A 13,300-nucleotide genomic window follows, 5' to 3' on the forward strand; every position below is an offset into this window, starting at 1 on the left:
CTAGCATCTCTTATTAAATTTAGTTGTTTTCGCATCTAATTCAATATCGCCTTTTATCTTATATTCTTCAACGCCTAAATCATTTTTTCTAAACTCTACTCGTTTTTTATCTATATCAAAATCGATGTAATTTCTAGCGTGGTTTTGCTTTATTTTAAATTTATCTGCTGCATCAGCCATGCTTAATGGCTTTCCTTTTGCTCTAACTGCAAATACAGCATTTTGATCACCTGCAAGTATCTTCATACTTTCTTTTATTGCTGCAAAACCTTGATTACTTGTGTAATGCCGTAAACGTATAACATCAAGCCCAAACGGATCCACCCACATCAGCGGGTTCGGCGCATACTGATAAAGGTTCAACCCGCCGCGTAACCCTATCGGATCCTGCGTGGTAAAACGCCCCACCTCGGGTTCGTAGTAGCGGAACAGGTTGTAGTGCAGGCCGCTTTCGTCGTCCTGATATTGCCCGGCGTAGCGCAGCGGCTGCTGATACTGCGCGCCCTGCCGCTTCGCCGCGCCGGCCACCGTCTGGCCCTGCAGCTTGCCGAAGGTGTCGTATTGCCCGGACCAGCACAGGTTGCCCGCCGCGTCGGTCACTTCCAGCGGCGCGCTGTTCAGATCGGTGTGATACCAGTAAATATCTGCCGAGCGGCTGTCGCCCGCCTGCTCCAGCGCCGCCAGTGGGCTCCACGGGCTGGCCGGATCGTAGCTCCAGCTGCGGCGGCTGCCGTCGTCGCGCTGCTCCTGCAGCAACCGGTAGCCCTGCCACAGGAAACGGGTCGTCTGTTCGGTTTTGCCCTTGTAGCGCACCGCCTTGCGGCTGCGGCGGCCCAGCGCGTCGTAATGGTACTGCGCCTCGAACTCGCCCTGCGGGCCGCGGCCGTGCGCCTGCACCAGTCGGTTGTCGGCGTCGTAGCGGTAGTGCTGTTCGTACAGGCCGTTGCGCCGGCTGATCAGGTTGCCCCAGGCGTCGTAACGGTAAAACAGTTTTTGCCAGTGCGTCAGCCGGTTATCGGCGATCGGCGCCAGCGGCAGGTGCGCGTCGATGTCGCTCTGCGGGCTGCGTTCGCCCAGCAGGTTATCCGCCAGATCGTACACCAGCCGCGCGCCCGGTTTGCCCTGATTGGGCTCGCGGTGTTGCAGCAGGCGGCCTTCGGCGTCGTAACCGTAGTGCACTTCGCCGCGCAGCGCGTCGCTCACTCCGGCCAGCTCGCCGCGGCCGGTATAGCGATAAGCGCGCCACAGCACGCCGTCTTCCGGCCGGGTCAGTTTGTCGTGGCCGAAGGCGCTGCTTTGCCAGCTGCGGCGCCCCATGGCGTCGTAACGCCGCTGCTGCTGCAGCGCGCCCTGGCTGCGGCCGGTTTCCCGGTGCAGGCGATCGCGGGTGAATTCGCTCACCACCTGCTGGTTGAATTTGATGGCGCTGGCGTGGCCGGAGCCGTAATACAGCCACTGCAGGCGATCGCCCTGCGGCAGCGTCAGCGCCTGCAGGTTGGCCAGCGCATCCCACTGGTATTGCAGCTCGCCATTCACGCCCTGCTCACCGAGCAGCCGCCCGGCGGCGTCATAGCGCATCTGCACGCTGTCCGGCTCGATGCCCAGCGCCGCGCCGCTCGCCGTCGGCAGGCGGTTCAGCTCGCGCAGCCGCCCCATGGCGTCGAAACGGTAATGCCATTCCGCGCTGGCGTTGCCGCGCCAGACCAGCTGCCCAGCCTCGTCGAAGCGGAAGCGCTGTTCGCGCTGCGTCAGCTCACCCGCGCTGCCAGGCAGGCCGACCTCTCGGTGCTCCTCCAGCAGCCCGGCTGCGCCGTAGCGATAATAGTGGCGGGTGTCGTCCGGGCGCTCTTCGGCCAGCACGCGGCCCACCGCATCGTAGCTGAAGCGGTATTCGCCGCCGTTGCCGTTCTCCAGCCGCGTCAGCCAGCCCTGCGGGCTGTAGTGATAGCGTCGGGTGCGGTTAATGCGGTCGGTGATGCTGACCGGCAGCCCCAGGGCGTTGTACTGCCAGCGGGTCAGGCTGCCCAGCGCGTCCTGATGTTCTGCCAGCTGGCCGTGCGCATTCCAGTTAAAGCGCTCTTCGCCGCCGTCCGGGTGGATCAGGGTGTGCAGGCGCCCGCCGTTATCCCACCGGTAGCGCGTCTGGTGGCCTTCGGCATCGGTCTGCGCCGTCAGTTGCCCCAGCGCATCGTAGGTATAAGCCGTCACGCTGCCGGAACAGTCGGTGTAGCGCGTCAGCTGGCCGCGGGCGTCCCACTCCAGCTTCACCTCCCCGCGCAGCGCGTCGATCACACTAGCGGGCAGGCTCTCTTCGTCATCCGGATAGCGGTACAGCGTGGCATTGCCCAGGGCATCGACATAGCGCGTCGGGCGCCCCAGCGTGTCCCAATGCTGCGCCTCGCTGCTGCCGTCCGAGTACGCGACGGCGAACAGCCGGCCGCTGTTGCGCGAATATTGATAGCGCGTCACGCGGCCGAGCGGATCGGTCTCCGACAGCAGGCGGCCGTAAGGATCCCATTCACTCTGGCGCTGCGCGCCGCCGGGCAGCAGCACGCTGCACAGTTCGCCGCGTTGGTAGATAAAACCGTAGCGGCGCTGGTCGAAGTCGGTGTACTGCGCCACGTTGTCATCGTCATCCAGCCGCCACTCCGCGCGCTTGCCGTCGCCGCGCACCGCGCTGCGGCGCCCACCGGCGAAGTCATAACCGAACTCCAGCGATTCTCCGGCGCTGTTGCGGTAGGCCGTCACGCGCGGCACGCCGTCAATCTCTTGCCATTGGTATTCGTTCAGCAGCCCGGCGGCGTCCTGGTGGCTGATCATCAGGCCGTCGCGCCAGCCGAAGCGGCGCGTTACCTCAGCGGCGCGGTTGCTCACCGTCGTCAGTTGGCCCTGCTCATCGTAACCGTAGCGCGCCAGCGTCCGTTCGCCTTCGGCGGTTTGCAGCGCCACTTCGCGCAGGCGGCCCTGCGCATAACGGCACATCAGGCGCTGCCCGGCGCTGTCCACCAGTTCGCTCAGCAGCCCCTCGTCGTCGTAAAACAGCGAGGTGGCGTTGCCGATGGCGTCGGTGATCATACTGAGCCGGCTCGGCTGATCGCCCGCCAGCGGCGGGTAGTGGAAAATCTGTTCGCCGACGTCAAACAGCTGCCAGCTGCCGTCGTCGTTGTGCATCAGCCAGCATTTTTCGGCTTCGCAGTAGGTTTTGTGGCCGCGCGGCACCCTGGGGAAAGCGACGAAGTCACCGGAAGGCGCGCGCCACACCAGGCCGTCCTGATACGGCTGCAGGCTGCTCTCCCAGAATAGGTTCCAGCCGCGGCCCAGTACACCGTCGCCGGGGTTGCCGCTGCGCCAATAGCGCTGCCAGGCGACCGGCAGGCGCGAAGGCAGCACGAAATCGAGATCGTCTTCGCCGTCGAGGAATTTCTGGCCGCTGACGATATCCACCGGCCGGGCGATAATGCCGACGGCGGCGGTGGCGGTCATCAGGGTGCCGGCGCGGCAGGCGATGCGCGCCAGTTTGTTGATGCCGGGCAGCTTGCCCAGCAGTTTGCCCAGCGCCCCCAGCTTGCCGGCGGCGCCGCCCACGCCGCCCACCAGGCCGGCGAACAGCAGCGTCAGGTCAGAGACCTTGTACAGCCAATCCGGCACTTCGGGCTTGATCGGCAAGGTGGTGACGGTGCCGCCGCCGATAAACACGTTGGGCGAACCTTCCATCACCTGCGCGTCGCAGTTGGTTTTGTCCCCCACGCGCGAGGCGGGCTGGCCGTTGATGCTGACCTTGTCGGAGCCCTGCGCCATCTGCATGCTCGGGCCGTCGTCGCTGCAGGCCACCTGGCTGTTGGTGGCGAGCGCGGCGGGTTTGCCGTTGATGAAGACGTTGGGGGAGCCGGTGACGATATTGCCTTTGGGGGTCAGGCTACCGGCACCGGCGTCGGCAATGCCGTCGCGCGCCGCGGTGGCCGCCTCCCCGGTGAGATACCCCACCGCCAGACTGGCGCCGATGAGCAGCACGCCGACGCCGATACAGGAAGCCGCCAGGCCGGCGACGAACAGCGCACCCGCCGCCACCGCGCCTGCGGCGGCGATCAGGCCGCCGACAATCGTGCCGGCAATCATGCCGGCCAGGGCATGGGAATGCCCGATGGTATCGCCGACGCGAGCCGCTTCGGTCATCGTAAGGTCCTTTTACGCAAAGAGTTCATCGTTAGGCCGCCCGGTAGCTGCTCAGCACCTGCTGCAGCAGGGCGTCATCTTGCGGCGTCAGCTTGCGCGCCATCGCCAGGGTGAAGACCAGCACCCGACCCTCCGCCAGCGCGAACACCGCCTGGTTTTGCCAGATGCGCTTGCCGTCGCGCAGGTAGCTGGCGCACACCCATTCACCGGCGGTTAATCCATCGCCCAGCGTCGCCGGCTCGCGGCTTTTGAATGCCCAGCCTTTCAGCCCCTGCGCCAGCGCCTCGAGCTGGCGGGTGACGTAGCCTTCCAGGTTCTCCGCCGGCTGCAGCGCATCGCGGGAAATATTGATTGAGGGGGAAACATCATCGCCGGCCAACAGCACGTTGACGGTGCGATCGGCATAGCCTTCCGGCAAAGCGACGCTGCCTTCGCTGAAAGCGCAGCGGGATAAAGCGGACATGCGAGGATCCTTTTGCATAAATAATGCTTAAGCATCGCATAACTTAGCCTTGAAATAAAACCTTCAGGCTCCGCCAATATTGCGCGGCGTGACCGCGTTCACTGTGTACAAGGCCGTGGCCGGAACCTTGCCTGGGATCGGGCCGTAACATTACAGAATTATCTGAAACTGCTGGCGCGCCGACGCCCTGATTGTGGCTATACTCGGCTATCGTCCGTTTTTCAGGAGATCAGGATGCTGAGATTCACCCGTCGCGCGCTGCTGTGCGCCACGCTGGCCGCGTTCCCCGCCGCCGCCGAAACGCCGAAGTTCGGCCCGGAGCTGCAGGGCTTTCACTACCCTTACCCGTTGCAGCAGTTCAGCTTCACCTCGCAGGGCCAGCCGTTAAAAATGGGCTATATGGACGTGCCGCCGGAAGGTGCCGCCAACGGCCGCACCGCGCTGTTGCTGCACGGTAAAAACTTCTGCGCCGCCACCTGGCAGGACACCATCAAGGCGCTGAGCAAGGCCGGTTACCGCGTCATCGCGCCGGATCAAATCGGCTTTTGCTCCTCCACCAAGCCGGCGCATTACCAGTACAGCTTCCAACAGCTGGCGCAAAACACCCACGGCCTGCTGCAGAACCTGAAAATCAGCCGGGCCATCGTCATCGGCCACTCCACCGGCGGCATGCTGGCCACGCGCTACAGCCTGATGTATCCGCAGGCAGTGGAGCAATTGGTCATGGTCAACCCGATCGGCCTCGAGGACTGGAAGGCCAAAGGCGTGCCGTGGCGCAGCGTCGATCAATGGTTCGAGCGCGAACTGAACACCTCCGCCGAGGGCATCCGCAACTATGAGCAGCGCACCTACTACGGCGGCCGCTGGAAGCCGGAGTACGATCGCTGGGTGGATATGCTGGCCGGGCTGAACAACGGGCCGGGCCATCGCCTGGTGGCATGGAACTCGGCGCTGATCTACGACATGATCTTCACCCAGCCGGTGTACTACGAGTTCAAGGATCTGCAAACCCCCACCACGCTGATGATCGGTACCGCCGACACTACCGCCATCGGCAGCGATATCGCCCCGCCGGCGGTCAAGGCCAGGATTGGGCATTATGACGTGTTAGGCAAACAGGCGGCGAAGCTGATCCCGCACGCCACGCTGATCGAGTTCGCCGGGCTGGGCCACGCGCCGCAAATGGAGGAGCCGGAGCGTTTCCATCAGGCGTTGCTCAAGGCGCTGCAGCCCTGAGCGGCCGGTTGGCGCAGCCGCCGCGCGGCGGCTAAACTTTCAGCTGGCACTCAACGGCAGGAGACAGCCATGCGACAGATTATTGCCAGCGCCTTCGTCAGCCTCGACGGCGTGATGCAGGCGCCCGGCGGGCAGGACGAAGACCGCAGCGGCGGCTTTCGCTTCGGCGGCTGGACAGCCCCCTACTGGGATGACGCCATTGCGGAAACGATGGGCGATCTTTTCTCCGCGCCGTTCGATCTGCTGCTGGGGCGGCGTACCTACGACATTTTCGCCGGCTACTGGCCGCAGATCACCGACGAGGCCGATCCGTTTTCCGCCGATATCGCCCGCGTGTTCAATCAGGCCACCAAGTACGTCGCCACCCACCACGGCGAGACGCTGGCGTGGCAGAACAGCCAGTGGCTGGGGCGGGATATCCTCGCCCGGCTGCGCGAGCTGAAACGCGCGCAGGGGCCGGTGCTGCTGGTGCAGGGCAGCAGCACGCTGATGCAACAGCTGCTGGCCAACGATCTGGTGGACGAACTGCGCCTGCTCACCTACCCGGTGCTGCTCGGCGGCGGCAAACGGCTGTTTGATGACAACGCGGCGCCGGCGGCCTTCACGCTGGCCCAATCGGTGGTCTCGCCCGGCGGCGTGATCGTGGCCCACTACCGCCGCGCCGGCGCGGTGGCAACCGGCTCCTTCGTGGCGGAAAGCGCGGCGGTGGCCCAGCCGTAAAAAAAGGGCCGTTCGGCCCTTTTCTCTTTCCCCTGCATCGCCCTCAGGCAAACAGAATATCGCTCTGCTCTACCTGCCCGACCACGTGGATCTTGAAGTCGGCGGCATAGCTGTTGCTTTGGGTGTTCATCAACAGATCGGTGGTGCCGTTGAAGGCGTCGAAGTTGAGCTGGATCTCGCCTTTCTGGCCGCTGAAGGCGCTGCCGCTGTCGATAAAGCGCAGCTCGCTCAGGCTGTTGTTGAAGCGCAGGCCGGAGAGATCGATCTTGTCGATGCCGTGCTCGAAGTCTTCAATCACGTCGAACGCCGCCACCGAGGACTCTTTGGCATTGAGATAGACGAAATAGTCGGTGAAGTTGTTGGCGTCTTTGCCGCCCCACAGATGATCCGCCCCCAGGCCGCCGTACAGGATGTCGGAACCGGCGTTGCCCGCCAGCAGGTTGTCCTGATCGTTGCCGATGATCACATCGCGCCCGCTGCCGCCGATGGCGTTCTCAATGATCGCCCCGCGCGCGATGGCGACGTTCTGCGTGCCGCCGCCGACGCTGGAGAACGCGCCGTCGTTCAGGTTGATCATCTGCTGCTGGCTGTAGCCGGAGAAGTCCAGCGTGTCGTTGCCGCCGGCGTCCCACACCGCGAAGTTGACCGGTTTGCCGTTGTCCGCCGTGGCGGTCAGGAAATCGCGCCCGGTGTTGGAGTTAAAGCCGTACACCGTGTCGCCGGTGCGGGTGTTCATGTTGGCGCCGTACAATTTTTGGATCGCGGCGATGTCATCCACCATCGGGCCATAGCCGTACACCCCTTTGGTGTCGGCGCCGGTGTAACCGGCGTTGAAATAGCTCATGATCGAGTATTGCAGCGAATCCTGATAGTAAGCCGCGTCGTTCTGGTAGCTCGGGTTGCCCAACGAGGCGTCATAAGATCCCGGGTGCGCCAGCCCCAGGGCATGCCCCAGCTCGTGGGTGAAGGTCTGACTGCTGAAGTCGCCGCTAACCGGCGCCTGATGGGTGGCGAAGTTCTTGTTGAACCACACCGTGCCCGCAAAGGCGTTATCACTGCCCGGTTTGGAGCTCGGCGGGTAATAGGCGTAAGCATTAATGGCATTCGGGCCGCTGCCGGCTGCGGTGCTGCCGTCGGCGCGCTGGGTGAAGTAGGCGAAGGTGATGTCCGCGCGATGATTGATATCGGTGGACGCCGTTTCGGTAAAGGTCACGTTCGCCACGTCGGCCCAGGCCTGCATCGATTTCAGCGCCTGCGCCTGCGCCGCCTGGGTCAGCGGCTGCAGCCCCTTGTCGCCGTCGCCGGTCTGGCCGATGCGGTTCAGCGCGCTCTGCGTCAGGAAGGAATAGGTCAGCGCCACCGGCTGGTGATACACCTGATCGCCGTTGTGCGTCAGGCCCGGCCGCGTCAGCTGATCGGCGGCGCGATCGAAGCTGAAGTTATCGCGGATTTTACCCAGGTTGTTGATGGCTGCCCCGCCGCGCTGGTTACTGTAGAGGTTGGCGTTGTCCAGCGTAAACAGCGCGCCGTAGCCCAATCCGTCATAGGGGCTGCCGGGCTGGTGATAGTAAAATTGATAGTTATGATCGTTGGGGGATGTGGCGGCCAGGCTGGTGAACTCATCATCATCTTGCAAAATGTCATTGTGGCTACGGCGCATTGCATTCTCCTTTTACACAATAGGAACCCACTCGCTTTGTAAGACTATTCATCAGTCGTTCTAATCTAAGCCAAGGCTTAGGAATGACCAGTATAGTGACTCACCCCGGCGGCGCGAGCCCATCCCGCCTGGCTTCACCGTGCCGGGCATTGAAATGGAGATACTCGTAACAATTTGTATTCTCACTATATTAATGAGAAAAATAAGTGCATTAACGGGGTAATCATTCGTCTTTTTGCGCATTTTATCGCCGGTTAGATCAGAATAATCGAGGATTAAAAAACCTAATCCTTCCCTCATCATCAAGGTGGGTACGTGCTAAAGTGTGAACGGACAGCCGAAAGGAGTGACCCGATGCCAACCTTTTTTCTTATGCGCGCCTTGCGCCGCGCCAGCCTGACGGGAGTCGTTATGAGCGTATTGTGCAGCAGTGCCCTGGGCAGTTCACTGCCATTGCTGGAACCCGCCGCGCTGAAGGGCGACTGGCAGCTCGCCGCCATCGGCGACGGTAAAGCCGTCTGCGAGGTGCAGCTGAGCGACGAAGCGGTGGCCAACACCAACGCCTTCCGCTTCAGCTCCTCCGCCCAGTGCCTGCAGCCGCTGGCGCTGCAAACGTTGCCGGTCGCCTGGCGGCCGACGCCGGACGGCATGACGCTGACCGACGCCGAAGGCGGCATGGTGGCGTTTCTGGCCCTGACCGCGCCGAAGCGCTATGAGCTGATCGATCGCAACGGCCCTTCACGCTTTATGCTGATCCCGCGCTAATCCCTCAGGCGAACAGCAACCCGAGCAGCGCGCCGCCCGCCAGCACCCACAGCGGATGGAGGCGCTTGCTCATGCTCAATCCCGTCGCCAGCGCCACGATCGCCGCCAGCCGCCAGCTGGGCGCAGAAGCCTCGGCGATCAAGATGCCGCTGGCCGCCACCAGCCCCACGGTCAGCGGCACCAGACCGGCCTGCACGATGCGGCGCCACGGGCGATCCTTAAAGCGCCGCCAGGCGCCCATCACCAGCAACGTAACGATAGAAGACGGCCCGAACTTGGCGACCGAAGAAACCAGCAGCCCCGCCCAACCGGCCACGTGCCAGCCGACCAGCGGCACGATCATCATGTTCGGCCCCGGCGCGGCCTGCGCCATGGCGAACAGCGCGCTGAACTCCTGGGCGCTCATCCACCGATGCACCTCCACCACCTGCCGCTGCATCTCCGGCAGAATGGTCATACCGCCGCCAAACGCCAGCAGCGAGAGCTCGGTAAAGATCAGCGCCAGCGCAATTAAAACCCCGCTCATGACGGCCACCGCCACATCAGCAGAATGCTCAGCGGCGCCAGCACCAGCATGGTCGGCAGCAGCGGCAGGCGCAGCCAGGCGATGGCGATCAAGGCCAGCGCGACGATCGCCAGCGCCGGCCATTTACCGCGCAGCGGCAGCAGCATCTTGATCCCGGTCGACAGCAGCAGCCCGGCAGCGGCGGCGGCCAGCCCGGCGAACACATGCTGCACGTGCGGATCGTTTTGGAAGCGGGCGTAGACCACGCCCAACCCCACCACGATCGCCGTCGGCGCGCTGATGAGGCCCAGCAAGGCGCACAGCGCGCCGCGCAACCCGCGAAATTCCATGCCCACCGCCACCGACAGGTTGATGACGTTGCCGCCGGGCAGGAACTGGCACAGCCCCAGCAGCTCGGTGAACTGTTCGCCGCTCAACCAGCGCCGGCGCTCTACCAGCATGCTGCGCGCCAACGGCAGCACGCCGCCGAAGCCGATCAGCCCCAGCCACAGAAAGCCCACAAACAGCTCCGCGTTGCCCGGCGCTGCCGCCGGGTGCGGTTTTAACGTATTGATATCTGACATGACATTGCCGTTCCACATCGCTTGTTTTGATGTCTGGTATCATGCGCGCCGCCGTGCCATGATGTCTAATGCATTCCGGAACAACCAAAGATACCTTTGAGGTATGGCTATGATCGAACTGCGTCGCCTGCGGGCGTTCGTCACCGTGGTGGAAGAAGGCAACATCACCCGCGCCGCCGAGCGGCTGTTTATCCAGCAGCCGCCGCTGACCCGCCTGCTGCAGGGGCTGGAAGATGAGCTGGGCGTCACCTTGTTGCAGCGCCTGCCGCGCGGCGTGCGCGTCACCGAAGCCGGCGGCGTGCTGTTCGAAGAGGCCCGCGCCCTGCTGGCGCGCGCCGAACGCCTGCGCGAAGCGGTGCAGCGCGCCGCCCGCGGCGAGCAGGGCCACATCGCCATCGGTTTCACCAGTTCCGCCGCGCTGCACCCGTTCGTGCCCAACCTGCTGCGCCGCTACCGCGACATCCTGCCGGGCATCACCACTCAACTGGAAGAAGCCGGCAGCGGCGAACTGATGGAGGCGTTGCTGGAACAGCGCCTCGACGCCGCCTTCGTGCGCTCGCCGGCCAACGGCATTCCCGGCCTGAGCGTCGAGCCGGTGCTCAGCGAGCCGATGATCGTCGCCCTGCCGCTGGGCCACCGGCTGGCGCAAGAAACGCAGCAGCCGCTGCCGTTGGCCGAACTGGCCCACGAGGCATTTATTCTCTATCGCCGCCCGGCCGGCCAGGGGCTGTACGACGCCATCCTGGCCGCCTGCCACCGCGCCGGTTTCAGCCCGCGCATCGTGCAGGAAGCGCCGCGCCTGCCGGCCACCCTCAGCCTGGTCGGCGCCGGACTGGGGCTGTCAGTGGTGCCCGGCTCGATGCGGCGGCTGGGCGGCGACGGCATCGTCTACCGCACCCTCGCCGAAGAGGCGCAGCTCAGCGCCCCACTTTACCTGGCGCTGCGCCGCAGCCCGGCTTCGCCGATCGTCGAGCGCTTTCGTCAGCTGGTGTTGGAGACCGTGGCGCAGTCTTAAAAAGCCCGAACGGCCAATAATAAATGAAGTTCGTTTATTATTGATTTAAACTATTCGGCGACTAAATTTAATTCCACTTAATGACTATTCAACTTCAGATAAATTAATTAAACCTGCACTCACTTAGTAACAAACGCAAACAAATAAACGCCTACCCAATACATTCCAGCCGCTAGGATTTAAGGGTCACAGCCTATTCCCGCCGATGACAAAACACCTTTCAAGAGCAATTTTGCCTTCCCTGCGCCTGCCTATTCAGACGCGCGGTTTTATATTGGAGAAAATGCTATGCTATCGCGTCGTGATATATTGAAAGTCTCCGCCGTCAGCGCGGCCGCCGCCGGCATGATCGGCGGCATCGTAAAAAATGCCGCTGCCGACGATCATCGCAATATCGTCCCCCCCAGCAGCTATCAGCCGCCTGCCGATGCGCAGCATCTCTATAAATACAAATTCACCGACAGCAAGAAGCGCAGCCTGCCCAGCGGCTGGGCGCGCGAAGCCACCGTCGAGCAATTCCCGATCTCCGAAGGCGTGGCGGGCGTGGACATGACGCTGGAGCCGGGCGGCGTGCGCGAGCTGCACTGGCACGCCATCGCCGCCGAATGGGCGTTTATGCTGGAAGGCCATGCGCGTATCACCATCCTCGATCCCGAGGGCAAATGCGAAGTGGCGGATTTCGGCCCCGGTGACGTGTGGTATTTCCCGAAAGGCTATGGCCATTCCATTCAGGCGCTGGCAGATGGCGCGCATTTTATTCTGGCGTTCGATAACGGCCATTTCTCCGAGTTCGGCACCTTCAGCATTACCGATTGGGTGGCGCATATGCCGAAAGAGGTATTGGAAAAAAGCGTCAACATGCCGGCGGCGGTATTTTCCAAGGCCAAACAGGGCGAGGCTTATATTGTCGACGGCGCCGTTCCGCCCACCTTGCCATTGCCGAAAAACGACGGCGGATTAAATAACACCCCGCTGACCCACCGCTATGAATTAATGAAGCAAAAACCGTTCTTTGAAAATGACGCCGGCAGCGTCCATTTGGTGTCATCGAAAGAATTTCCCATCTCCACCACCATGACCGGCATCATCGAGATCGTGAAACCCGGCGCGATCCGGGAATTGCACTGGCACCCCAATGCCAACGAATGGCAATACTATATTGCCGGCAAAGGCCGGATGACGGTGTTCAGCTCACACGGCCACGCGCAGACGGAAGAGTACGCCCCTTCGGACGTCGGTTACGTGCCGCAGGGCTTCGGCCATTACATCGAGAACATCGGCGATGAGGATTTGAAGGTATTGATCGTGATGGACAACGGCATTTATCAGGACATTTCGCTATCCGACTGGCTGGCGAAAACCCCGGCCTACCTGCTGGCGGACAACTTCAATAATCAGATTGAGGACTGGCAGGATAGACCGAAAGACAAACGGGTGATGTCGCGCCGCAGCCGCTGACGCCACGGCGAGGGAGAGACTCCCTCGCCTCCGTCACATCGGCCAAAGCGTCATATTTCATATTAAGAACAATACATTGATCTCAGTGAGTTAACCGAATTCCTTTTATAAAAAACAGATATTACAGTTGTTTGTTCAGATAGGAGCGTGTTATTTCATTGCCGCAATCCAACTCGCCAATCATTTGAAAACCCTGTTTCAGGTAGAAATTGGGCGCCTGAAAGCTAAACGTGTCCACGGCGACGCTGACGCATCCCAACTGTCTGGCATGAGCCTCTGCGGCTTCCAGCAGACGGTGGCCTAAACGCCGGCCGCGCTGCGCTTCATCAATCCAAAGATAATGGATGTAAAAAACGGCCCCGTAAGACTCTGCATAAAGTCCCGCGATTATTTTCTCATCGCCGTCTTTATAATAAACATCATACTCGTGAGCATTTAACCCCATGAACTTTGAATTAAATCTATCGAGCTGGCCCTCCAGAAAGGAGCGTGCATCATTGTCATAATGCAACGTTAAATTTTCATTTTCCACAACGTGTTCCGCATATATAAAATAAAAAAGGAGGATTGGTTAATATTTTATGGCCCGGCTGAATTCGGCAAAACGCATCAATAATCAGGCTGCACAGGGGAAACACTGTACTCAATATTCGCTAAACAAACAGCAAACACATCTATCGATTTGGATTCGCACGCCTGCGGATCGATAAATCCAGCCCGA

11 protein-coding genes are annotated in these 13,300 nt (G+C 61.9%); 5 read left to right on the plus strand and 6 right to left on the minus strand.

Features of this window, described 5'->3' with window-relative positions:
- Window positions 1-4,173: an RHS repeat-associated core domain-containing protein gene (locus ACSBQQ_RS06520; RefSeq protein WP_230201440.1), complete on the minus strand. Its 4,173-nt coding sequence runs from the start codon at window positions 4,171-4,173 to the stop codon at window positions 1-3.
- A gap of 31 nt (window positions 4,174-4,204) precedes the next feature.
- The gene (locus ACSBQQ_RS06525) at window positions 4,205-4,636 is read right to left on the minus strand and encodes a DcrB-related protein (protein ID WP_060428116.1); all 432 of its coding nucleotides are present in this window, start codon (window positions 4,634-4,636) and stop codon (window positions 4,205-4,207) included.
- Between the two features lie 234 nt (window positions 4,637-4,870).
- Here ACSBQQ_RS06525 and ACSBQQ_RS06530 point away from each other — a divergent pair, with 234 nt between their 5' ends.
- Window positions 4,871-5,872, plus strand: a complete 1,002-nt coding sequence (locus ACSBQQ_RS06530; RefSeq protein ID WP_060428118.1) for an alpha/beta fold hydrolase — start codon at window positions 4,871-4,873, stop codon at window positions 5,870-5,872.
- Between the two features lie 69 nt (window positions 5,873-5,941).
- Window positions 5,942-6,592 (plus strand): dihydrofolate reductase family protein, encoded by a 651-nt coding sequence (locus ACSBQQ_RS06535; RefSeq protein WP_060428121.1) that lies wholly within the window; start codon window positions 5,942-5,944, stop codon window positions 6,590-6,592.
- Window positions 6,593-6,635: 43 nt separating this feature from the next.
- Here ACSBQQ_RS06535 and ACSBQQ_RS06540 read toward each other — a convergent pair whose 3' ends face one another.
- Complete coding sequence (locus tag ACSBQQ_RS06540) at window positions 6,636-8,252, minus strand: serralysin family metalloprotease (protein WP_060428123.1); 1,617 nt, start codon at window positions 8,250-8,252, stop codon at window positions 6,636-6,638.
- Window positions 8,253-8,663: 411 nt separating this feature from the next.
- Here ACSBQQ_RS06540 and ACSBQQ_RS06545 point away from each other — a divergent pair, with 411 nt between their 5' ends.
- Complete coding sequence (locus ACSBQQ_RS06545; RefSeq protein WP_049211891.1) at window positions 8,664-9,017, plus strand: AprI/Inh family metalloprotease inhibitor; 354 nt, start codon at window positions 8,664-8,666, stop codon at window positions 9,015-9,017.
- Window positions 9,018-9,021: 4 nt separating this feature from the next.
- Here ACSBQQ_RS06545 and ACSBQQ_RS06550 read toward each other — a convergent pair whose 3' ends face one another.
- Together ACSBQQ_RS06550 and ACSBQQ_RS06555 are read right to left on the minus strand one after the other, a co-directional pair.
- A complete protein-coding gene (locus ACSBQQ_RS06550) occupies window positions 9,022-9,543 on the minus strand; it encodes a chromate transporter (RefSeq protein WP_033655286.1) in 522 nt (173 codons plus the stop codon).
- Window positions 9,540-10,106 carry a chromate transporter gene (locus ACSBQQ_RS06555; protein ID WP_033634481.1) on the minus strand — a complete coding sequence of 189 codons (567 nt, stop codon included), beginning with the start codon at window positions 10,104-10,106 and terminating at the stop codon, window positions 9,540-9,542. Before ACSBQQ_RS06555 ends, ACSBQQ_RS06550 begins: the two co-directional genes overlap by 4 nt.
- Window positions 10,107-10,209: 103 nt before the next feature.
- On the opposite strand from ACSBQQ_RS06555, the gene ACSBQQ_RS06560 reads away from it, so the two are divergent.
- Window positions 10,210-11,121 carry a LysR family transcriptional regulator gene (locus tag ACSBQQ_RS06560; RefSeq protein ID WP_049211855.1) on the plus strand — a complete coding sequence of 304 codons (912 nt, stop codon included), beginning with the start codon at window positions 10,210-10,212 and terminating at the stop codon, window positions 11,119-11,121.
- A gap of 288 nt (window positions 11,122-11,409) precedes the next feature.
- Entirely contained in the window at window positions 11,410-12,579 is a 1,170-nt protein-coding gene (locus ACSBQQ_RS06565; protein WP_039566237.1) for a cupin domain-containing protein, read from the plus strand.
- 121 nt (window positions 12,580-12,700) lie between these two features.
- Here ACSBQQ_RS06565 and ACSBQQ_RS06570 read toward each other — a convergent pair whose 3' ends face one another.
- Window positions 12,701-13,111, minus strand: a complete 411-nt coding sequence (locus ACSBQQ_RS06570; protein WP_050498673.1) for a GNAT family N-acetyltransferase — start codon at window positions 13,109-13,111, stop codon at window positions 12,701-12,703.
- Window positions 13,112-13,300 lie beyond the last annotated feature (189 nt).

Source organism: Serratia sp. G204Y (genome assembly GCF_051172435.1).
GTDB lineage: Bacteria > Pseudomonadota > Gammaproteobacteria > Enterobacterales > Enterobacteriaceae > Serratia > Serratia sarumanii.